This window comes from Lentibacillus amyloliquefaciens, from assembly GCF_001307805.1.
Lineage (GTDB): Bacteria > Bacillota > Bacilli > Bacillales > Amphibacillaceae > Lentibacillus > Lentibacillus amyloliquefaciens.
Genome location: NZ_CP013862.1, coordinates 2,482,917 through 2,503,987, shown reverse-complemented (window position 1 = coordinate 2,503,987; position 21,071 = coordinate 2,482,917). Strand labels below are relative to the sequence as shown.

The following is a 21,071-nucleotide window of genomic DNA, read 5'->3' as shown; positions in this document are numbered from 1 at the left end:
AATAGGAATTAACGTCTGTTACGTAAAATCTTCAACGTTCTAATCGCCCCATCTAGCTGAATAGCGTAAACGAAGCAGTACGCTAGATGGTTAGAGACCAACGTACAAGCTACTGTGCTTTTACCGCAGGGACTACGGGTAGAGCCTGCTAAAATAATTAGTGGTTGCACTGGTGTTCGAAGGAATCCCCCACTTCAAATTTTGTCAGAAATTAAGTGGTGGGTAGTTCAATATAAGATGAAAAGCTCAAATTGAAAATAAAAATTTTCCTTTACCTCTTTACAAAGAAGGACAAGCTGTATATAATAAAATTTGTTGGTTTTAGCTTTTGTTTTCAAACCATGGCACACGCCCATTGCGGCCCGTTGGTCAAGCGGTTAAGACACCGCCCTTTCACGGCGGTAACACGGGTTCGAGTCCCGTACGGGTCACCACCGGAGGATTAGCTCAGCTGGGAGAGCACCTGCCTTACAAGCAGGGGGTCGCAGGTTCGAGCCCTGCATCCTCCACCATTTACTTTAAATTAGGTGCAATTAGATTTGATTATGACGGCATCTTAAAAGTATATTATTTAGAAGTATGCCGGCCTAGCTCAATTGGCAGAGCAACTGACTTGTAATCAGTAGGTTGGGGGTTCAAGTCCTCTGGCCGGCACCATTTTTTTCTATGTATAAATACAAGTAATACAACTAACAATATTTACGGAGGGGTAGCGAAGTGGCTAAACGCGGCGGACTGTAAATCCGCTCCCTCAGGGTTCGGGAGTTCGAATCTCTCCCCCTCCACCATATTTTCTATTGGGCTATAGCCAAGCGGTAAGGCATCGGGTTTTGATCCCGTGATTCGCTGGTTCGAATCCAGCTAGCCCAGCTTTTTTTATTTTTACTTGCAAATGATTGCCATGAACAGCGGCTTTGCATCACGACGAGCACCCATAATCCCCATATAGAGAATCATCATATTAAACTGAATCAGTAATTCACCATATAAACGAGCCATTAGCTCAGTTGGCAGAGCATCTGACTTTTAATCAGAGGGTCGGAGGTTCGAATCCTCCATGGCTCATCTGACTGCATATAACGTTAGCAAATTACATAACAGACAATGAAGGCAGATAAACAAGGTTGTTATGATGTTAACAGCCTTGTTTATTTGCATTTTATGCTGTTTTTTTACATAATAGAAACAGTAAAATGAATAGCAAAAACGATAGCTTTCACATATAAATAAGGAATGTAAAAGGATGAGTTGGTATGGAAACTTCCAGAATTCCCGGCTTTTATAATATGACAGTTGAAGAACGCCGAACATTGCTCTCCTCAATGGATTTGTTCACCGAAGATGATGCAGCTTATTTGTTTTCCAAAGAACCGCTGCCGATGGATACAGCCAATAACATGATCGAAAATGTGATTGGTACATTCCCGCTTCCATTGGGGCTGGGATTGAATTTCCTGATAAATGGGAAAGACTATTGTATTCCAATGGCGATTGAGGAGCCATCTGTCGTGGCATCAGCCAGCCATATTGCGAAAATTGTCAGGGAAACTGGCGGGTTCACTGCTGAAGCGACCGAGCGTGTCATGACCGGTCAGATTCAGGTTGTCGGCTGTTCTGATTTTAATGCAGCAAAGGAAGCCATACTAAATGAAAAGGATACACTTCTTGAAGCCGCCAACAATGCATACCCAAGCCTCAGAAAAAGGGGCGGCGGGGCTTGTGATCTGGAAGTCCGGCTATTAAATGAAGGATCAGATTCTAAATACAGCCAGATGCTTGTCCTGCATCTATACATCAATACGTGTGATGCCATGGGAGCCAACATGGTTAATACGATGGCAGAGTCTTTGGCGCCTGTTGTTGAGGAATTGACCGGGGGAAAAGTCTATTTACGGATTTTGTCAAATTATCCTGACCGGTGTCTGGCAAGCGCACGTTGTGTCATACCGCCGGAGTTGCTTGAGACAGGCGATTTTTCCGGTGAAGAAGTACGGGATGGGGTCATTCATGCTTATGAATTTGCCGCGTCTGATCCGTATCGCGCTGTAACCCATAATAAAGGCATCATGAACGGAATCGATCCTGTTGTCATTGCAACCGGTAATGACTGGCGAGCGGTTGAGGCCGGCGCGCATGCACATGCTGCACGGGACGGCATGTACACCTCTATGACAAACTGGTATAGTGACGAAAAGGGGAATTTGGTCGGTGAATTGGAACTGCCGATGTCAGTTGGTACAGTAGGCGGCTCCATTCGAGTCCATCCGATTGCCAAACTTGCCCATAAACTGTTGAATGTTGACTCAGCCCGGGAGCTATCGCAAGTCATTGTGGCTGTAGGACTTGCGCAAAACCTGGGAGCACTGAAAGCATTGGCGACAGACGGCATCCAGAAGGGGCATATGGCATTACATTCTCGCTCTGTTGCCATTGCAGCAGGAGCCACAGGAGAGATGATTGATGTGATCTCACAACGGTTGATTGATGAAAAAGAAATCCGTGTCGGAAAAGCTAAAGAATTGGTGGCAGAATATACAAAATGAGCATTGAAAAAGCAACAACTTCAGTACAAACAGCTACTGGTGTAGCTCATAGCAAATTGATTTTAATCGGAGAACATGCAGTTGTACACGGACAACCTGCTATTTCCCTTCCATTTCCGCTCGTTGGTGTTGAGGCAATTATCGATTATGTGCCCGGTTCGGTAAAAATCGACAGCACGTTCTATCATGGTCCGATCGATTCGGCACCTGACTCATTGAACGGGCTTGCCTCTTGCATCAGAGCAACTTTGGATGATCTTGAAATGCCTTGTGAAGACTTGCTCATCCGTATCAAATCATCCATACCGCCCGGGAAAGGACTGGGATCAAGCGCCTCTGTTTCCGTTGCGGTTATCCGCGCGCTCTTTGCATATGCAGAAGAGGATTATGAAATGGAAGATATTCTTCGCCTCGCTGATATTTCAGAACGGCATGCTCACGGAGAGCCGAGCGGGATTGATACACTGACAATCTCATCTGAAATGCCAATCTGGTATCAGAAGGAAGGACAGTTTGATATGATTGAGCCTCAAGGCAATTTCCATTTTATTGTGGCAGATTCCGGCAGAATGGGTGATACTCGGCTTGCTGTGGAATCGGTCACGAATTTGATTAGATCAGCGCCAAGACGGATTCACTCGAAGCTCGAGCGGCTCGGTGAAATTACGCACCGTGCCAGAACAGCACTGGAGTCGGCCAGCAAGCATCTTCTCGGTCATATGCTGAATGAAGCACAAAAGGAACTGGAAGCACTGGGCGTCAGTGACGCAGGTTTAAACCGGCTCATCTATATTGCCCGCCAGGAAGGCGCATTAGGTGCTAAATTAACGGGCGGCGGCAATGGCGGCTGTGTCATTGCACTGGCCAAAAATGAGGTGCACTCAAAACATCTGTGCGAAAAACTGAAAAAATTTGGCGCACATGCTGTATGGTCTTTCTCATTGAACAAAAAAGCAGACTAGACATACATGGGTAAAATGACCGTGCAGAGACTTAAGTCATTTTACCTCATTTTTTGAACGTGTCTTGAAGAACAAAGGGGTTATAACATGAAAGCGACAGCAAAAGCCCATACGAATATTGCCCTTATTAAATATTGGGGGAAACGTGACGAACCCTTGATTCTGCCGATGAACAACAGTCTGTCACTGACATTGGATGGTTTTCATACGACAACAAGCGTTGCATTTCAGGATCGTCTGACAGCAGATCAGTTCTATTTGAATAACCGTCTGGTTGAGGGAGCAGAATCTCGCCGTGTCAGCATATTTCTTGACCTTATCCGCAAAGAAGCAGGCCGGACTGATGTGTGTGCCGAGGTACATTCGACCAACCATGTCCCGACAGCAGCCGGCTTTGCATCATCTGCCTCCGGGTTTGCCGCACTTGCTGCTGCAGCATCCAAGGCAATAGGTTTACCGGTTAATGAGCAGGAGCTTTCCATTTTGACACGGCAAGGCTCCGGTTCAGCCTGCCGTTCGATATATGGGGGGTTTGTCGAATGGGAAAAAGGAACAAAAGCGGACGGTTCTGATTCGCATGCGGTCCCGGTCGCACCAGCTGATCATTGGGATCTCAGGGTTGCTGCCGTTGTTCTGTCATCTGATGAAAAGAAAGTTCTGAGCAGAGAAGGAATGAAGCGTACCGTTGACACCTCTCCGTTCTACCCTGCGTGGGTACAGAGCATTCCGGACGACCTTGAAGCAATCAAAGAAGGCATTGCTGAAAAAGATTTTGAAAAAGTGGGCGAAATCGCGGAAGCCAATTGTCTCAGGATGCATGCGACAACGTTGGCTGCCAATCCGCCGTTTAGTTATTGGCACAGCACGACATTGTCTATTATGCAAGCTGTGCGCCAGTTGCGGTCAGACGGCATCCCGGCGTTTTTCACAATTGATGCTGGACCGAATGTGAAAGTGCTTTATACACCGGAACATGAGGACATCATTCGAAATACACTTCAAAATGTCCCTGGCGTTCATGATATTAAAGTAAGCAGACCCGGTCAGGGCGTATCCTTCATATAGGGGTTGAACATGTTGCCTGAGTCACCTTTAACAATCAAAGTCCCCGGAAAATTAATGGTTGCCGGGGAGTTTGCCGTACTGGAAAAATATCAACAATTAGTTGTGACAGCTGTCGACCGCTTCGTTTATGCAAAATTAGAGGATAGCAGCAAAAACCGGCTGACGCTTGAGGCGTTTGATTTGAAGGACATGGCCTGGCTCTATGAAGCAAATGCCGTCAAGGTCGAAACGGCTGATGAGCGCATCCGGTTTGTGGAAGAAGCGATGACCGTTGTCTATACATATTTAAGAGAAAATAACATTGAACCGGTGCCATTCCATCTTGCAGTCCGCAGTGAACTGGATGATGCATCAGGAAAAAAATATGGGCTCGGTTCGAGTGCAGCCGTTGTGACCTCTGTGGTGGCAGCAATTCTGATGCGATTTTTACCGGAAAAACCATCTGAAAAGCTGATTTTTAAACTGGCGGCGATTTCTCATGTGAAAACACAAGGGAGTGGCTCAGGGGCAGATGTTGCAGCGTCATCCTACGGCGGTTTTCTGCAGTATGCTTCGTTTCAGGCAGATTGGCTGCGCGGAGCTTATTTTGAGACAGAAAGTATAACAGGACTCGTTAATGAAGACTGGCCTTATTTCCATGTGAACCCGATTCAACTGCCTGATAATGTCTATATGTGTATCGGATGGACCGGTTCACCTGCTTCAACACACCAATTGGTTCGAGACATTTCCAAACTTAAGACAGATAATCTGCCGTTATATGAGCAATTTATGGCTGAAAGCAAAAAGGCGGTCAGCACTTTTTTAAATGGCGTGGCTGAAAGTAACCCGAATGCCATCATCAGTGGAACAAAACAAAACCGGCAGGCACTTGCGGCAGTTGGCCGACATGCGAATGTTGAAATCGAGACGCCATTACTAAAAACATTATGCGACCTCGCTGAAGAACATGGTGGTGCCGGTAAGCCTTCCGGAGCCGGCGGCGGTGACTGCGGCATTGCTTTTCTCCCGTCCCGAGAAAAAGCAGACCAGCTTATCAACGCATGGGAAGCGGCAGGCATAAAGCCTCTGGATATCACTGTCTCCAAAGATGGAGCAGTTGTGATATAAGCAGAATTGGTTTATTTAAACTGATCCTGCTTTATTTTTTAATCGCAGGCAAGCATTATGAGCCTATAATAAAATGTATATATATGCATTTATTTGCTGGGTTGAGTCATTGTCCTTTTTTTGGCTAAAATAACGGCAGAGGAGGCTATGTGATGCAAAGAAATATGTCTATTATTGGCGTGCCGATGGATCTGGGTCAAAGCCGGCGTGGTGTTGATATGGGCCCAAGCGCCATTCGTTATGCGGGTGTGATCGAAACACTTGAAAATTTGAAATATAACATTGCTGATTTGGGTGATGTGGCAGTTTCCCGTCCCGACAGCAAAGATAACTTGCAGGAAGGGAATCTGCGCAACTTGAAGCAGGTCTTTGAATGTAATCAGACACTTGCGGAAATGGTTGATGAAGAAATCGCCGAAAAACGATTCCCGTTAGTTTTAGGCGGTGACCATAGTATTGCGATTGGCACTTTGGCAGGGACAGCTAAACATTATGAAAATCTCGGTGTCATCTGGTATGACGCCCATGGTGATTTGAATTCAGGCGAAACATCACCATCCGGCAACATTCATGGCATGCCGCTTGCGGTAAGCCTCGGCATCGGTCACGAAAAACTGACAAACATCCTGGATTATGCCCCAAAAGTCAACCCGGAAAATATCGTTATTGTCGGCGCCCGCTCACTCGACCCCGGTGAAAAAGTACTGATTCGTGAACAAGGGGTAACCGTTTATTCGATGCATGAAATCGATCGGCTGGGAATGCCACAGGTAATGGAAGAATCCATCAATTATCTAAAAAGACGAACAGACGGCGTCCATTTAAGTCTTGATTTGGACGGTCTGGACCCGGAAGAAGCACCGGGTGTAGGGACACCGGTTATGGGCGGCCTTTCTTATCGTGAAAGCCATCTGGCCATGGAAATGCTTTCAGAATCGGACATTTTGACATCGGCCGAATTCGTTGAAGTCAATCCGATTCTTGATGATAAAAATAAAACAGCATCAATGGCAGTCGGATTAATCGGCTCACTATTCGGAGAGAAATTGAAATAGATAGGGTATTTTAGATGAGCAGAACTTTTCTGCAGTTTAATGAGCAATGCATTTAAAAAAAGACATCCGTAAACGGGTGTCTTTTTTTGATCTGTGAATATATATGAAGACGTCGGAGTTTTCATTATTATTACGTTTAACCATTTGCACCTTAAAAATTTTCACACATTATGATACTTATTCAGCAAATTGTCCAGTCGCTTGCTGGATTCAACGACAGGCATGGACGTTAAGCCATATTGTTTGCTTAGTTCCAGCATTTCAAGGCGGCATTTCTCAATTTTTTCTAACAATAATGAATGATTATCCACAAAAACGCCTCCTTATTTAGTATAATTGGTAATAGATTACCCAAATAAGCGGCATGATAAACTTTTTTCTTTATAAAAATTGGATATACAGAGGCTCACGAAATATTTGTGTCGCATTTATATCACTGCAGCAAAACAACACATGTGAAAAAAACTTAAAATATAAACGGTACATAAAAATTTTTGAAACCTTTTACGGTGTTAGTTCGTACACTTAATACCGCATGGTAAGCGGAGGTACAAAAGATGGAGTGGAAGATCAAGGAAAAAGTCAAACAAGTGAAACGAGGGGATCAATCAGCTTTTGAAGAGATTGTTTCCTTTTATCAGCATAAAATTTTTCAGCACTGTTATCGCATGCTTGGCAACAGGTATGAAGCGGAAGATATTGGTCAGGAGACATTCATCCGTGCTTATGTCAATATCCACTCATTTGATGACAAACGCAAATTCTCAACATGGCTCTATCGGATTGCTACCAATTTGACGATTGATCGGATACGTAAACGAAAACCAGATTACTATCTTGATGCCGAAATCAAAGGGACCGACGGTTTGAATATGTATTCACAGATGGCAGCTGATGATCGGCTTCCGGAAGAGGAAGTTCAGGGGATGGAGCTTAAGGATTATATCACGCAGGAAATTTACGGACTCCCGCCAAAGTATCGGAGCGTCATCATTTTAAGATATCTGGAGGAGTTTTCACTGCAGGAGATCAGTGATGTTCTGGATCTTCCGCTTGGTACGGTAAAAACCAGAATTCATAGAGGGCGCGAAGCTTTACGGAAAAAGCTTCGTCATGTGTAAAGGAGTGTGATCACATGAGCTGCAGCCAGGAAAAAATTAAGCTGATGCATCAATATTTGGATGGCGGCTTAGAAAAGCAGGAAGAAGACAAATTGCGCGCTCATCTGGAAGAATGTGAAGCTTGCCAACAACACTTCCATGAACTAAAACGTACGATTACACTCGTTCAAAGCGCCGGTCAATACAAGGCACCGGATCATTTTACTGGCGAAGTCATGAAAAAACTGCCGGCTGAAAAGAAACGTGTCAAATATTCACGTTGGTTTAAGGCACATCCTATTTTTACATCAGCCGCTATTTTCTTTATTTTCATGTTTACCGGAATCTTATCAAGCTGGAACCAGGACAATGAACTGGTCGTTTCCAAGCAGGAAAATTTGGAAATCGTGGATGATACGGTCATTGTCCCGGAAGATGTAACTGTTACGGGTGATTTAACCGTTAAAAATGGCAATCTGCGAATCGACGGGACGGTAGATGGTGATGTTCGTTTAGTTAATGGCGATTTAATTGAAGAAAGTACAATGGAAGGATCAGAACTTATGGCCTCGACCGGTGAAATAAACGGGGAACTGCAACAGGTGGATCAGATGTTTGAATGGCTCTGGTTCAGCCTCAAAGATCTGACCGAAAGTATCTTCTCATTTGGTCAAATTACCCTGCTTGGTTTACAAAAATAATTCCTGTATACGGGGTCTGTCCGGGGGACAGACCCTTCTTATGTAATATATCTGAATTTTGCCCTTATAAATATAGGTGATACCATACAGAATATGATATAATGAGAACGGTATTATTTTCGATAGGGGAGCACACCATGGACGGAAGGAAGTGTGAACATGCTTGATGGGGGATTCGACCTTCTTGAATTACTGCGGATCGGCGTAGATATTGCTCTCGTCTGGTATGTTTTATATAAAATCATAATGCTGATCAGAGGCACAAAGGCAATACAGCTCTTGAAAGGAATTGTTGTTGTATTGCTCGTTTGGGGTATCAGCATTCTATTCGAATTACATACGATTCAATATCTGACAAACCAGGTAATTAACTGGGGTTTTGTTGTCATTATCATATTATTTCAGCCTGAGCTTAGAAGGGCTCTGGAACAGATAGGCCGGGGCAATCTCTTCGCAAGAGGGTCACGATCCGAAGAGGAAATAATGGAACAAAAAATCGAGGCCATCGTCCAGTCGTGTCAATATATGGCCAAACGCCGCATTGGTGCATTAATTTCCATTGAAAGGGAAACCGGTATGGGTGATTATGCTGAGACCGGGATTCCAATCAACGGAAATCTGACACATCAATTGCTGACAAATATATTTACACCGAATACGCCATTGCATGATGGGGCCGTTATTATAAAAGAAGAAGAGATAACTGCAGCAGCCTGCTATCTTCCATTATCCGAAAGCCCTTTTATTTCAAAGGAACTGGGCACGAGACACCGGGCGGCGATGGGGGTAAGTGAAGTCACCGATTCAATTACGATTGTTGTCTCTGAAGAAACAGGCAATATCGCATTAGCGAAAAATGGTGAATTAAAACGTGACCTCGATCGGGAGGGGCTGCGGACTTATCTGCGTGAAATGCTCTCTCCATCCATAAGGGCCTCTGAATCCAAGTCACGACATCAGAGGGGGAAAAATGATGGATAATTGGTTTAAGAGTCGATGGTTCGTCCGTGCTATTTCGTTAGCTTTTGCTGTAGCGTTATATGTGTTCGTTCAAGTTGAGATTGACCAATATCAGAATGATTCACGCGTCTTTCCAAACTCCGGTTCTGATCTTCAGACAGTTGATAACGTCCCTGTCAATATTCAGATTGATGAGGAAAATTATGTGGTAAGCGGTGTGCCTGAAGTTGCCAGTGTGACACTCGAGGGCACATCCGGGACGGTCACACCTGCAGCGCGTCAACAGAATTTTGATATATTTGTAGACCTCGAAGGCCTGGAGGCAGGAACCCATTCTGTTACATTGCAGCATACAGGTGTTCCTGAGGAACTGAATGTCTATATTGAGCCGAAAACAATCGAAGTGACGATTGAGGAGCGGGCATCTGAAGAATTCGATGTTGCTGTGGATCATGTTAATACTGACCAAATCCCTGATGGGTATGAAATTGGAAACTCACAGACAGAACCTGGACAAGTTACGATCACAAGTTCAAAGGAAGTGATTGACCAAGTTGCAATCGTCAAAGTGTTTGTTGATATGGCAGGGGTCACTGAACCAATTGACAACCGTGAAGTGCCCGTGAATGTTTATGATGCCAGCGGGAATGAATTGAGTGTGCGGGTTGCACCGGAGACTGTTGATGCTTCGGTGGATATCGATAACCCGAGTAAATCTGTCCCGGTAAGTGTCGCAACAACAGGGGAGCTGCCGGAAGCGTATTCCATGTCTTCCATAGAAGCTGGCATCGATGAGGCGGAAATCTTTGCCGCAAATGATGTCTTGCAAGGGATTGAAGAAGTTTCAACAGAAGAGATTAATTTATCGGATGTGACCGAATCTAGTACAGTCGATGCCGGGCTTGCTTTACCGGATGGTGTCAGTGTTTCTGAACCTGAATCAGTTGAAGTGACGATTGAATTGGACGAAACCAGGACATTCGAGTCAGTTCCAATCGATGTGGAAAATCTTGGTGGCGGACAAGAGATATCATTCATCGAACCTGAAAATGAAGAGATGGATATCACCGTGACAGGCAGTCAGGAAGATGTCAGTTCACTGTCGGCAGAAGATCTGCGTGCTGTGATCGATGCAGATGGGCTGTCAGCAGGTGAACATGACATATCGGTCACAATAGAGTCCCCGGATGGTGTTGAGTCAGAAGGTGAGTTCGATCAGGTGACAGCTGAGATTTCATCTTGATAAAGTGAATCTGTTACTGCCAGTTACATGCGGGATAAATTTGAAATACAGATGCTTATTCATTTAAACTCAGAAGAATCGTGATAAATTTTAAAAACGACCTCCAGTACTTGATAAACGGTTGTAAAGGAGAGGTAATCGAGATGGGAAAATATTTTGGAACAGATGGTGTCAGAGGAATTGCGAACACAGAATTAACATCGGAGTTAGCATATAAATTAGGCCGGTTTGGCGGTTATGCATTAACAAAAGGCACTGAAAAACCCAAAATAATGGTTGGCAGAGACCCCCGCGTATCGGGAAATATGCTTGAAGGAGCGCTTGTGGCCGGTTTGCTTTCGATTGGTGCTGAAGTCATGCGGCTTGGGGTTATTTCAACTCCCGGTGTAGCATTTCTTACAAAAGCGACAAAAGCTGAAGCAGGGGTCATGATTTCTGCATCTCATAACCCCGTGGAGGATAATGGTATTAAGTTCTTTCGCCCGGATGGTTTTAAATTAACTGATGAAGAGGAAAATGAGATCGAACGGCTTATGGAGACAGAAGATGACCTGCCGCGTCCGGTCGGGGCGGACATAGGCATCATGAATGACTATTTTGAAGGCGGTCAGAAATATCTTTCCTTCCTCAAGGATACAATTGATAATGATTTTGAAGGTATGCGCATTGCTCTGGATTGCGCGCATGGCTCGACTTCAAGCCTTGCGACACATCTGTTTGCTGATCTGGAAGCGGATCTTGCTACCATCGGCTGTTCCCCGGACGGCTTGAATATTAATGATGGGGTCGGCTCAACACACCCAGAGTCGCTGCAGGCATTTGTCAAAGAGAAAGAAGCTGAAGTGGGGCTTGCTTTTGACGGTGATGGCGATCGTCTGATAGCCATTGATGAGAAGGGCAATATTGTCGACGGTGACCAGATTATGTATATTTGCGGCAAATATTTGAACCAGAAAGGTGTTCTGCGGCATAACACAGTTGTGTCAACAGTCATGAGCAATCTCGGTTTTTATAAAGCACTAGAAGCAAATGGCATGCGCAGTGACAAGACATCGGTTGGTGACCGCTATGTCATGGAAGAAATGCTTAAAGGCGGCTACAACCTTGGCGGCGAACAATCAGGACATATTATTTTCCTTGATTACAACACAACCGGTGACGGCATGCTTAGTGCCCTGCAACTTGTTAATGTTATCAAAGAAACAGGCAAGCCGCTGTCCGAGCTTGCAGGTGAGATGGAGATTTATCCGCAGGTGTTGAAAAACGTAAGAGTTGTTGATAAGCATGATGCTATAACGAATCCGAAAATCCAGGAAGAAATTGAACGTGTTGAAAGCGAGCTGGATGGAGAAGGCCGTGTTCTTGTCCGTCCATCCGGAACTGAGCCGCTTGTGAGGGTTATGGTGGAAGCACCAACCAAAGAGGACTGTGAAAAATACGCCGATCAGGTTGCCGATGTAATTGATGAACTGCTTGGCATGAAAGAATAAGATGTTGAATTGAACTGCTCTCTGGGAAGAGGGCAGTTTTTCATTGGATAGGACAACATTGCCCCGAAAAGCAGCAGTAAAACTTCCATCGAGTAAACTGCGGGTTGCGAGGAGTGCTGCTTCAATGCATTAACTTCCAATACGACGAGCGCCATGTATATCCAGCTGCATCGTCAGGGACATCCGATTCAAGCTTCCTTTATATAATTCATGGATAAATCTGTTTATCCTGTTCAATTTGATGTTATAATTATTTTGGCAAGTAAAATTTTTCTAACAGTTTATTCTTAGGGGGAATACGATGATTAAATTTCCAAAGCCGACGGTTGAACAATTTTTCCGCACATATGCCATTCATACATTTGATGTCAGTGCTGATGAAGAGCGTCTCGTTTTCAGCACGAACCTGGATGGTAAGATGAATTTATGGGCTATGGATTTGCCGGATACATATCCATACTTGTTTGCCCACCAGAATGAATCGTGCAGTTTTATCAAATTTGACCCGAAAAGCCGTTATGTATTGGCTGGATTTGATAAAGACGGTGATGAAAACCATCATATTTATGCGATTCCATACGACGGCGGCATCCCGCAAAAGATTGTGAGCGGGGAGGCAGAGGATAAATTTTTCTTCACGGACCTGAGTGACGATGGGGAACGTATTTACTACGTCACATCAGCAGAAAACCCGTCATTCATGAATACCCGCTTCCGCAATTTGAAAAATGATTCCGATACACTGCTCAATATCGGCGAAAAATCACCTACCGAACTGGCTGCCGTGTCGGAAGGTGAAGATGCATATGTCTATATCAGGTCCTTTGCGAATACATATGTGATCGGGTTCGTCAAAACAGGAGATGAGACATATAATCTTACGCCGGATCCGGAAAAAGTCCATGTGACGTCCGAGCCTGTTTTTATTGATGATAAAACCATCTATTTCCTCACGAATTTTAACAGCGAATACAGTTATATCGCAAAATTCGATTTAGAGAAGCACGCGTTCTCTGAAGTGCTTTCGATTGAAAATGAAAGTATTGAACAATTGAAATTCAATAAGAAACAAAATACGCTATTTCTCGTCACTGAAAGCGGCGTATCTGAGGTTCTTTACCGTTATGACTTGATGTCTGGAGAGCTCGAGCAGCTATCAGCTCTGGTGGATATTATTTATCAGCTCAAAGTTACCGAAGCAGGCAACCTTTATATGCTTGGAACGAGCGACAAACTTCCGTTGAATATTTTCCAATCAAAAGACGGATCCAATTGGAAGCAATTGACGAACAATCGCGTGCTTGGGGTGGACAGTGATGATATGGTGGAGCCGGATGTCGTGACTTATCAATCATTCGACGGAATGGACATTGAGGCATTACTTTACAAACCTAAGCCGGAGAATGATAACGGCTACACCATTTTCTGGCCGCACGGGGGACCACAAGCCGCTCAGCAAAAAATGTTCGTCTCGATGTTCCAGTGCTTTTTAAATCGTGGCTATACAATCTTTGCTCCGAACTTCCGGGGAAGCATAGGGTATGGTTCTTCCTTTGTCAAACTGGTCGAGCAGGACTGGGGAGAAGGCCCGCGTCTGGATTGTGTGGCGGGTATTGAATGGTTGTTTGAAAACGGGATAACTGACCGTGATAAATTATTCCTTGTCGGCGGCAGTTATGGCGGTTATATGGCATTGCTCCTGCACGGGCGTCATCCGGAATATTTCAAAGCCTGTGTCGATATTTTCGGACCATCCGATCTGTTCACGTTCGTCAATTCGGTTCCTGATCACTGGAAGCCGATCATGGAACGCTGGCTTGGCAACCCTGAGCGTGACAGGGAGCGGTTTATTCAAGATTCACCGGTTACGTATCTCAATGGCATGACCAAACCAATGCTTGTTATCCAGGGGGCACATGATCCACGTGTTGTTAAAGAAGAATCCGATAATATCGTTGCCAAGCTTCAGGAACAAGGCCGCGATGTCGATTATCTTGTCCTGGAAGATGAAGGGCACGGTTTTTCGAAAAAAGAAAACGAAATCAAGGTTTACAAAAGCATGCTGGACTTTTTGGAAAAACATCATTTTTAACCATAATCGTTTCAGTCGATTTTCACTTACAGCCCGCATGTAACTGGAAGATTCACTTTATAATCGATTTTTAAAAATATGAAAAGGGGTAATTCCGAAAAATCCGGAACGCCCCTTTTTATCGATCATTTCGAATATAGATTAGTGAAGGCATTAGTTGTTCAACTTTTTCTCACATGTCTCAATCGCTGTTTCGGTCGATTCAATCAGCTCTTTATTCCGGTTGTCTTGCTGGAGCTCCAGTGCTTTCCGAAAGTAGTCCAATGCTTCCTCATATTTTTTCTGGTCAAACAGATTCTTGCCTTGGTGCTGGTAGATAAAATCTTTAAATTCACTGTAGTCGGAGTCATTTTCAGCTGTTTCGAGCAATTCAGCGAACATTCTATTGGATGTGTCAAAGTCATTGTGCCATTGGTATGTATTGGCCAGCCGCATCTGATTGATGAAGACGCTTTGTTTTCTGCCTGAAGCACGGAAGATGTCAATTGCCTGGTTTAATTGCCGTTTGCTTTCATCCAGTTCGCCAACGATGCGGAGAAATGTTCCGAGCATGCCGTGTATTTTTCCTTTTTCATCTTCTTCAATCGATTCATCGTTCAGCTGTTTTTGAAGATACATCATACCATAAAGCATATCCATTTTATTCATGGGCATTTCCCGTAAATTGGGGCCAAATTTAAATCGCATATCGTGCGGGATATCTACTGCATTCATAAAAACACGCCTCACTTTTTTAATTTCATTATACTAGATAATGGGCTGACGCGACACACATCTCGCTTCGGGCAGACATACTCATAACCATACCGACTTTTTTAAAAATAATTGACCAATAAGTTCTGACTCAGGTAAAATGTAGAAAGCCTCAATTCACTTTAGAGGTTTTGAGTCAAATAAAGAAAGGAGCGAAGACGAGAAACGAACGAATAGCGCCTGAACTATTTTCTGACCGGTAATGAAAATAGTTGACGAGGAGGAGGTTATCGAACGCAATCGGCGGATACCTCCCGGCTGCACATCTCAGTCGTGATGCTTTTTTCCAAAAACAGTGAGGCGACTTGCTGCACAAAGGATAAAGCCAGATGATTGGACAACAATCACGAGAAGGGGCAACAACACGCCCCGAAATTGGAGAAAAGGCTCGTTTGTTGCCCCTTGATTTCAAGGAGGAAACAACGATGTGCGGAATTGTAGGCTATATCGGATATAACGATACGAAAGATATTTTACTGAATGGACTTGAAAAACTGGAATACCGCGGCTATGACTCCGCTGGAATTGCTATGCTGGATAATGACGACATTAATTTATTCAAGGTGAAAGGACGGATTGCTGCACTGCGCCAGCGTGTGGATGATACTACTGCGGCAACAATGGGAATCGGCCATACGCGCTGGGCAACCCATGGCGGTCCGAGTGCTGAGAATGCTCATCCGCATCAAAGCACATCCGGCCGCTTTGCCCTTGTTCATAATGGCGTTATCGAAAATTATCAGGAACTGAAAAGTGATTATCTTGGCGGCGTTGATTTCGGCAGTGAAACGGATACGGAAATTATCGTTCAGCTCGTTGAAAAAAATGCTGAGAAATATCAGGATACAGCAGAAGCCTTTCGCCGGACGATAAATCTCTTGAAAGGATCTTACGCAGTCGCTTTGATTGATAAAGAAGATCGGAACACAATATATGTCGCCAAAAATAAAAGCCCGTTGCTTGTGGGGCTGGGCGACGGATTTAACGTTGTTACGAGCGATGCTATGGCTACTTTGAATGAAACAAACCAGTATCTTGAGCTTAATGATCAGGAAATAGTCATTGTGAAGCGGAATGTCGTGAATGTGCAAACATTGGACGGAACTTTTGTGAGTCGCAAGCCATTCACAGCAGAAATCGATGTGACCGACACGGAAAAGGGCACATATCCGCATTTTATGCTAAAAGAAATTGACGAACAGCCACTTGCGTTGCGCCGGATTATCCAGGAATATCAAGATGAACATGATCATCTTAAACTGGATCAAAATATTCGCGAGACAATGAAAGTTTGCGACCGTATTTACATTATTGCAGCAGGAACCAGTTATCATGCAGGTCTTGTCGGCAAACAGTTCCTTGAGAAAATGGCAGGCATACCGGCAGAAGTACATGTGGCAAGTGAATTTTCCTATAATATGCCGCTTTTATCTGATAATCCGCTATTTGTGTTCATTTCACAAAGCGGAGAAACAGCCGACAGCCGTTCGGTATTAGTTAAAATTAAAGAAATGGGACATCCGGCATTGACGATTACGAATGTCGCCGGGTCCACCCTTTCTCGTGAAGCAGATTATACGTTACATCTGCATGCCGGACCGGAAATTGCCGTTGCTTCGACAAAAGCGTATACGGCACAGATCGCGGTTCTGGCAATCCTGGCAGTGGACACAGCCCGGGCAAAAGGTCTTGAATTGGACTTTGACCCAATGCGGGAACTTGGTATTACCGCGAATGCGATGGAAGTACTGACCGATCAAAAAGAGGCTATTGATGAGCTTGTCCGGGATAATCTTGGCACGACACGCAATGCGTTCTTCATCGGTCGGAGTACAGATTATTTCGTATGCCTGGAAGCGGCACTGAAACTGAAAGAAATCTCTTATATTCAGGCAGAAGGCTTTGCCGGCGGTGAGCTAAAACACGGCACAATTGCATTGATTGAAGAAGGAACGCCGGTGATTGCACTTGCAACACAGGAAACAGTCAATTATTCTATCCGCAGCAATGTGTCCGAAGTAGTTGCACGCGGCGCCAATGATATGATCTTCAGCATGAAAGGCCTTGAGCAGGATACCGATGCTTTCGTTCTCCCAGAAGTGCATGAGCTCCTGACACCGCTTGTCAGTGTCGTGCCAATGCAGCTGCTTGCATACTATGCAGCACTTCACCGCGGATGTGATGTTGATAAGCCGCGGAACCTGGCGAAATCAGTTACGGTTGAGTAGGGGATTGAATATAAATAAATGTGTCGTGGCTTTTAAAAAAAGTTGCGATGTTTACCCCTTTAAGCAAAACTAATTTATTCCACAAAAGACACCAGGCCTTACCTTTAAGGCCTGGTGTCTTTTGATTGTTCGGCACTACTTATACAATTTGCGTAATTCATGGCGGGATGCCTCTGAAAGCGATCCGCCGATATCCATTAATTCAACAATGTCTTTAAAGGCTCTTTCGGGAATCGCTAAATCGGCCAGCTCTTCCGGAGAAAAACCTAAGTTAATCTCATCTTCCCGACCTTCTTTTAATTTGGTAACAAAGTCAGGTTCAGTTACGAAAGGTGTAGATGCACCGACCATATCAGAAAATTGGAAGGCGTCAAGTGCTTTTTCCGGTGAGTTAATGCCGCCAGTGGCCATAACCGGAATACGACCGGCGATATGCTCGTAAACTTTCTTGTTCATAAATTCATCTTTAAATTTACCCTGGCGAATCGTTTGTTTATAAATGTTCTTGCCCCAACTTGCAGTAGCTAAATATTGGATATTTGCTACTTCCACGATTCGATCCATGAAATAAAGGAAATCTTCAACACTGTAGCCAATGTCATTGCCGCGCGTTTCTTCCGGTGTGCCGCGAAATCCGAGAATAAAGTCAGCAGGTGCTTCTTCATCAATAACTTTCTGGACAGCCTCCATCACTTCGATACCAAAACGTGAACGATTTTCAATATTTTGAGTGCCGTATTCATCATCACGCTGATTTGAAAAAGAAGAAAAGAACGTTTGAATTAATAAGCGCTGAGCACTTGAAATTTCAACGCCATCAAAACCGGCTTTAATCGCACGACGAGTTGCGTCAGCATATTGGTTAATGACATGATTGATTTTGCGTTTACTCATTGGCAGGACGCTATGTTCAACGGGTGTTTTCAAGTGCATTTCACTTGGGCCATACACGACACCAAAATCCTTAAGCGATATTTTGGAGAAACGGCCGGCATGCGTTAGTTGAATAATTGCCTTAGCGCCGTCTTTTTTCATCGCCTGAGCAAGACCTTTTAGTCCTTCGATGCTGCGATCATTATCAATACTAAATCCGTATTCAAACAATTGCCCATATTCCTCGATATACGCAGCGCCAGTAATTTGCAGAGGTGCTGAAGGCGCACGTCGCTTTGCATAAGCCAAATCTTCCTGCGTGACATAACCTTCAATGGTTGAAGAATTCGTAATCATCGGGGATAGGACAAAGCGGTTATCTAATTCAATACCATTTGGCAGAACGATCGTTTTAAACAAAGGTCTGTATTGTTCTGTTGTCTTCATTTGTATATTATCCCATTCCCTCCATCATGCTGTATTTGTTGTTGACTTAAAAGCTACCACCTGTGCACGGAAGTGTCAATACAATACAGTTTCTCCGTCTGTAACAATAGATTTGTTCAAAATAATTTATCAGAAAGACTCTTTTCGTAAACGTTGTTGCTTTTTAATGCAGTTTTTATCCAGTGCGGGGCAGGCCAAAACAATTTATGCGCGAAACAGCTTTTTCAAAAGAATAAGCAACCCTGTTGGGAGGTATTGCTTATACATGATATACTCAATATATTATTTTGAAATTTAAATAAGAAAGAGGGATTAGTAATGAAAAAACGAGGAAATTTCTTATTAATCGAAAAAAATGATGACGTTTATACGGTAAGCATGACACCGGAATTGCAGGATGATCTTGGTACAGTTGGATTTGTAGAATTCACTGATGGGGATGTACTGAATGCGGATGATGCCATTTTAAACCTGGAAGCTTCAAAGACTGTTTTTGAAATGGCTTCTCCGTTAGCTGGCAAAATTATCGGGCGTAATGAAGCAGCAATAAGTGAACCAACCCTTCTAAACTCAGCCAAAACGGAAGAGAATTGGGTCGTAAAATTAACAGATGTGGATGAAGAAGCGTTTAACCAATTAGAAGAAGCTTAATTAATAAATGCTTGGCAGACCTATTCGTTTATTTTAACCTGAGTGCAGATAAATCGTAATAGGTTTAATAAGTATATTTATCAGGGGAGCAGGATATGGATCAACAAGCTAGGTTGGATTATCTGATTGATTATTTACTGAACGAGACCCCGAATGCTGACGAACAAATAATGCAGGATAAAACGGATACCGCAGAGGGAAAAATAGCATTGTTTCGTGGATTGTGTAATATCCGGCAGCCTGAGGCGGTCTCAGAACAATTTCTTGAGGTTCAAGATGCTTTCTTAACACAGTGGAATAACGAACGACACATAACCTCATTGCAAGATTTAGAAGCGGTTCAGCCGCAGCTTTATTTATGGCAGGGTGATATAACAAGTCTGGCGGTGGATGCCATTGTTAATGCGGCTAACAGTGAGCTCTTGGGCTGTACGCAAGCAAATCACGATTGTATCGACAATATAATTCATACCCGTGCTGGCGTGCAATTGCGGTTGGATTGTGATGAGCTGATAAAAGCACAAGGCCGCAAAGAGCCGATGGGAAAAGCAAAAATTACGAAAGCTTACAATTTACCCTCAAATTTTTGTCTTCATACCGTTGGCCCATTTATCGACGAGCGTGGTGTCTCAACGTTAAAAGAGCATTTACTCGCGTCGTCCTATTATTCTAGTTTAGCATTAGCGGATAAGTATCAATTAGGCACCATTGCTTTTTGCTGTATTTCGACAGGTGAATTTAATTTTCCTAACGAGCGTGCAGCTGAAATAGCGGTTCAAACGATGAAAGATTATATAAAAAACACCGGGTCAAACCTTCAAGTTATCTTTAATGTGTTTAAAGATGAGGATTTACAAATTTATGAGTCATTATTAGCGAGGAAAGAATAGGGGATTTTGATGCAACAACTTAATAGACATTGGCAGACATTAACGATGGAATCATCATTGACACAAGCCGATTTATTAAACCAACTAATAGATGAAGCTGAGGCAATTGTCATTGGGATTGGTGCAGGAATGTCCGCAGCGGCTGGGTTTACATATGCAGGGAAAAGATTTACGGACGCTTTTCCTGATTTTATTGCGAAGTATCGCTTTCTTGATATGCTGCAGGCAAGTCTTTTTGATTTTGAAGATGAACAAGAATATTGGGCTTTTCAAAGTCGCTTCAGCTTGTTGAATTTCTTTGATCAACCGGTAGGACAGGCATATGTCGATTTGCGACTTATTATGGCAGGTAACAATTATCATGTTATTACGACAAATGCCGATAATGCGTTTTATGCGGCGAAGTTCGATATGGATAAAGTGTTCCGCATTCAAGGAGAATACGGATTGTGGCAGTGTTCCGAACACTGTCACCAACAGACGTATCACGATGAAGTCCTAATTCGCCAAATGGCCCGAGAACAATCGAATATGAAGATACCTGCAAATTTAGTTCCGCATTGTCCGAAATGTGGAGCCGGTTTAGAAATTAACAAACGTAATGAAGAAAAAGGAATGGTCGAAGATGGTCAGTTCCATGAACAGAATGAGCGTTACGGGCAATTCTTAAAAGCAAATCAAGATAAAAAGATACTCTTTTTGGAAATTGGTGTGGGACATACAACCCCGCAATTTATTAAACACCCTTTCCAACAAATGACCGAAGAAAATGCGAAAGCGTTATTTGTGACAATGAATCAAAAAGATTACTTCATTCCACATCCGATTCGTCCGCAAACAGTACGAATTGATGCAGATATTGCTGAAGTATTACATGAGTTAGCAAGTGAATAATAGGGGAGACAGCA

The 21,071-nt window shown here is 43.8% G+C and carries 18 protein-coding genes and 6 tRNA genes; 21 read left to right on the top strand and 3 right to left on the bottom strand.

Annotation, left to right across the window (positions count from 1 at the left end; translation table 11 throughout):
* The first annotated feature begins 359 nt into the window (after positions 1-359).
* The 11 genes from AOX59_RS12575 to rocF all read left to right on the top strand — a co-directional run bounded on the left by AOX59_RS12575 (position 360) and on the right by rocF (position 6,735).
* Positions 360-434 (top strand) — tRNA-Glu (locus AOX59_RS12575).
* 2 nt (positions 435-436) lie between these two features.
* Positions 437-512, top strand: a tRNA-Val gene (locus AOX59_RS12570).
* A gap of 69 nt (positions 513-581) precedes the next feature.
* A tRNA-Thr gene (locus AOX59_RS12565) sits at positions 582-657 on the top strand.
* 46 nt (positions 658-703) lie between these two features.
* Positions 704-788 (top strand) — tRNA-Tyr (locus tag AOX59_RS12560).
* 10 nt (positions 789-798) lie between these two features.
* Positions 799-870: transfer RNA gene (locus AOX59_RS12555), tRNA-Gln, on the top strand.
* A 122-nt stretch (positions 871-992) separates the two neighbouring features.
* Positions 993-1,065 (top strand) — tRNA-Lys (locus tag AOX59_RS12550).
* A 188-nt stretch (positions 1,066-1,253) separates the two neighbouring features.
* Complete coding sequence (locus AOX59_RS12545) at positions 1,254-2,543, top strand: hydroxymethylglutaryl-CoA reductase, degradative (RefSeq protein WP_068446030.1); 1,290 nt, start codon at positions 1,254-1,256, stop codon at positions 2,541-2,543.
* Positions 2,540-3,505 carry a mevalonate kinase gene (mvk, locus tag AOX59_RS12540; protein WP_068446028.1) on the top strand — a complete coding sequence of 322 codons (966 nt, stop codon included), beginning with the start codon at positions 2,540-2,542 and terminating at the stop codon, positions 3,503-3,505. The genes AOX59_RS12545 and mvk overlap by 4 nt, the downstream gene beginning before the upstream one ends.
* A gap of 87 nt (positions 3,506-3,592) precedes the next feature.
* Positions 3,593-4,570, top strand: a complete 978-nt coding sequence (gene mvaD, locus AOX59_RS12535; protein ID WP_068446026.1) for a diphosphomevalonate decarboxylase — start codon at positions 3,593-3,595, stop codon at positions 4,568-4,570.
* Between the two features lie 9 nt (positions 4,571-4,579).
* Positions 4,580-5,680, top strand: coding sequence for a phosphomevalonate kinase (locus AOX59_RS12530; protein WP_068446025.1), 1,101 nt, complete (start codon positions 4,580-4,582; stop codon positions 5,678-5,680).
* Between the two features lie 152 nt (positions 5,681-5,832).
* Complete coding sequence (rocF, locus tag AOX59_RS12525; protein ID WP_068446024.1) at positions 5,833-6,735, top strand: arginase; 903 nt, start codon at positions 5,833-5,835, stop codon at positions 6,733-6,735.
* 161 nt (positions 6,736-6,896) lie between these two features.
* Here rocF and AOX59_RS19265 read toward each other — a convergent pair whose 3' ends face one another.
* Positions 6,897-7,046: an aspartyl-phosphate phosphatase Spo0E family protein gene (locus AOX59_RS19265; RefSeq protein WP_082684202.1), complete on the bottom strand. Its 150-nt coding sequence runs from the start codon at positions 7,044-7,046 to the stop codon at positions 6,897-6,899.
* Between the two features lie 246 nt (positions 7,047-7,292).
* On the opposite strand from AOX59_RS19265, the gene sigW reads away from it, so the two are divergent.
* The 6 genes from sigW (at position 7,293) to AOX59_RS12495 (ending at position 14,321) form a co-directional block, all read left to right on the top strand.
* Positions 7,293-7,856 carry an RNA polymerase sigma factor SigW gene (gene sigW, locus AOX59_RS12520; RefSeq protein ID WP_068446023.1) on the top strand — a complete coding sequence of 188 codons (564 nt, stop codon included), beginning with the start codon at positions 7,293-7,295 and terminating at the stop codon, positions 7,854-7,856.
* A 14-nt stretch (positions 7,857-7,870) separates the two neighbouring features.
* On the top strand, positions 7,871-8,536 hold the full coding sequence (locus tag AOX59_RS12515; RefSeq protein ID WP_068446022.1) for a zf-HC2 domain-containing protein: 666 nt from the start codon (positions 7,871-7,873) through the stop codon (positions 8,534-8,536).
* A 159-nt stretch (positions 8,537-8,695) separates the two neighbouring features.
* Complete coding sequence (gene cdaA, locus AOX59_RS12510) at positions 8,696-9,517, top strand: diadenylate cyclase CdaA (protein ID WP_068446021.1); 822 nt, start codon at positions 8,696-8,698, stop codon at positions 9,515-9,517.
* On the top strand, positions 9,507-10,739 hold the full coding sequence (locus tag AOX59_RS12505) for a CdaR family protein (RefSeq protein WP_237049264.1): 1,233 nt from the start codon (positions 9,507-9,509) through the stop codon (positions 10,737-10,739). The genes cdaA and AOX59_RS12505 overlap by 11 nt, the downstream gene beginning before the upstream one ends.
* Positions 10,740-10,882: 143 nt before the next feature.
* A complete protein-coding gene (gene glmM / locus AOX59_RS12500) occupies positions 10,883-12,229 on the top strand; it encodes a phosphoglucosamine mutase (RefSeq protein ID WP_068446018.1) in 1,347 nt (448 codons plus the stop codon).
* A 301-nt stretch (positions 12,230-12,530) separates the two neighbouring features.
* Entirely contained in the window at positions 12,531-14,321 is a 1,791-nt protein-coding gene (locus AOX59_RS12495; RefSeq protein WP_068446017.1) for a S9 family peptidase, read from the top strand.
* Between the two features lie 153 nt (positions 14,322-14,474).
* Here the strand turns inward: AOX59_RS12495 and AOX59_RS12490 are convergent, their stop codons facing one another.
* A complete protein-coding gene (locus tag AOX59_RS12490; protein WP_068446016.1) occupies positions 14,475-15,035 on the bottom strand; it encodes a tetratricopeptide repeat protein in 561 nt (186 codons plus the stop codon).
* A gap of 464 nt (positions 15,036-15,499) precedes the next feature.
* Between AOX59_RS12490 and glmS the strand changes: the two genes are divergently transcribed.
* Complete coding sequence (gene glmS / locus AOX59_RS12485) at positions 15,500-17,302, top strand: glutamine--fructose-6-phosphate transaminase (isomerizing) (RefSeq protein ID WP_068448317.1); 1,803 nt, start codon at positions 15,500-15,502, stop codon at positions 17,300-17,302.
* Between the two features lie 135 nt (positions 17,303-17,437).
* Here the strand turns inward: glmS and AOX59_RS12480 are convergent, their stop codons facing one another.
* Positions 17,438-18,622 carry an NADH-dependent flavin oxidoreductase gene (locus AOX59_RS12480; RefSeq protein ID WP_068446015.1) on the bottom strand — a complete coding sequence of 395 codons (1,185 nt, stop codon included), beginning with the start codon at positions 18,620-18,622 and terminating at the stop codon, positions 17,438-17,440.
* A gap of 318 nt (positions 18,623-18,940) precedes the next feature.
* Between AOX59_RS12480 and AOX59_RS12475 the strand changes: the two genes are divergently transcribed.
* The 3 genes from AOX59_RS12475 (at position 18,941) to AOX59_RS12465 (ending at position 21,057) form a co-directional block, all read left to right on the top strand.
* Positions 18,941-19,273 (top strand): glycine cleavage system H family protein, encoded by a 333-nt coding sequence (locus tag AOX59_RS12475; RefSeq protein ID WP_068446014.1) that lies wholly within the window; start codon positions 18,941-18,943, stop codon positions 19,271-19,273.
* 95 nt (positions 19,274-19,368) lie between these two features.
* Complete coding sequence (locus AOX59_RS12470) at positions 19,369-20,163, top strand: protein-ADP-ribose hydrolase (protein ID WP_068446012.1); 795 nt, start codon at positions 19,369-19,371, stop codon at positions 20,161-20,163.
* Between the two features lie 45 nt (positions 20,164-20,208).
* On the top strand, positions 20,209-21,057 hold the full coding sequence (locus tag AOX59_RS12465) for an SIR2 family NAD-dependent protein deacylase (RefSeq protein ID WP_237049263.1): 849 nt from the start codon (positions 20,209-20,211) through the stop codon (positions 21,055-21,057).
* Positions 21,058-21,071 lie beyond the last annotated feature (14 nt).

What these genes read in the sequence shown, in the direction of transcription:
- AOX59_RS12545 (WP_068446030.1), top strand. Translation starts at nt 1,254, where the DNA reads ATGGAAACTTCCAGAATTCCCGGCTTTTATAATATGACAGTTGAAGAA.
- mvk (WP_068446028.1), top strand. Translation starts at nt 2,540, where the DNA reads ATGAGCATTGAAAAAGCAACAACTTCAGTACAAACAGCTACTGGTGTA.
- mvaD (WP_068446026.1), top strand. Translation starts at nt 3,593, where the DNA reads ATGAAAGCGACAGCAAAAGCCCATACGAATATTGCCCTTATTAAATAT.
- AOX59_RS12530 (WP_068446025.1), top strand. Translation starts at nt 4,580, where the DNA reads ATGTTGCCTGAGTCACCTTTAACAATCAAAGTCCCCGGAAAATTAATG.
- rocF (WP_068446024.1), top strand. Translation starts at nt 5,833, where the DNA reads ATGCAAAGAAATATGTCTATTATTGGCGTGCCGATGGATCTGGGTCAA.
- sigW (WP_068446023.1), top strand. Translation starts at nt 7,293, where the DNA reads ATGGAGTGGAAGATCAAGGAAAAAGTCAAACAAGTGAAACGAGGGGAT.
- AOX59_RS12515 (WP_068446022.1), top strand. Translation starts at nt 7,871, where the DNA reads ATGAGCTGCAGCCAGGAAAAAATTAAGCTGATGCATCAATATTTGGAT.
- cdaA (WP_068446021.1), top strand. Translation starts at nt 8,696, where the DNA reads ATGCTTGATGGGGGATTCGACCTTCTTGAATTACTGCGGATCGGCGTA.
- AOX59_RS12505 (WP_237049264.1), top strand. Translation starts at nt 9,507, where the DNA reads ATGATGGATAATTGGTTTAAGAGTCGATGGTTCGTCCGTGCTATTTCG.
- glmM (WP_068446018.1), top strand. Translation starts at nt 10,883, where the DNA reads ATGGGAAAATATTTTGGAACAGATGGTGTCAGAGGAATTGCGAACACA.
- AOX59_RS12495 (WP_068446017.1), top strand. Translation starts at nt 12,531, where the DNA reads ATGATTAAATTTCCAAAGCCGACGGTTGAACAATTTTTCCGCACATAT.
- AOX59_RS12490 (WP_068446016.1), bottom strand. Translation starts at nt 15,035, where the DNA reads ATGAATGCAGTAGATATCCCGCACGATATGCGATTTAAATTTGGCCCC.
- glmS (WP_068448317.1), top strand. Translation starts at nt 15,500, where the DNA reads ATGTGCGGAATTGTAGGCTATATCGGATATAACGATACGAAAGATATT.
- AOX59_RS12480 (WP_068446015.1), bottom strand. Translation starts at nt 18,622, where the DNA reads ATGAAGACAACAGAACAATACAGACCTTTGTTTAAAACGATCGTTCTG.
- AOX59_RS12475 (WP_068446014.1), top strand. Translation starts at nt 18,941, where the DNA reads ATGAAAAAACGAGGAAATTTCTTATTAATCGAAAAAAATGATGACGTT.
- AOX59_RS12470 (WP_068446012.1), top strand. Translation starts at nt 19,369, where the DNA reads ATGGATCAACAAGCTAGGTTGGATTATCTGATTGATTATTTACTGAAC.
- AOX59_RS12465 (WP_237049263.1), top strand. Translation starts at nt 20,209, where the DNA reads ATGGAATCATCATTGACACAAGCCGATTTATTAAACCAACTAATAGAT.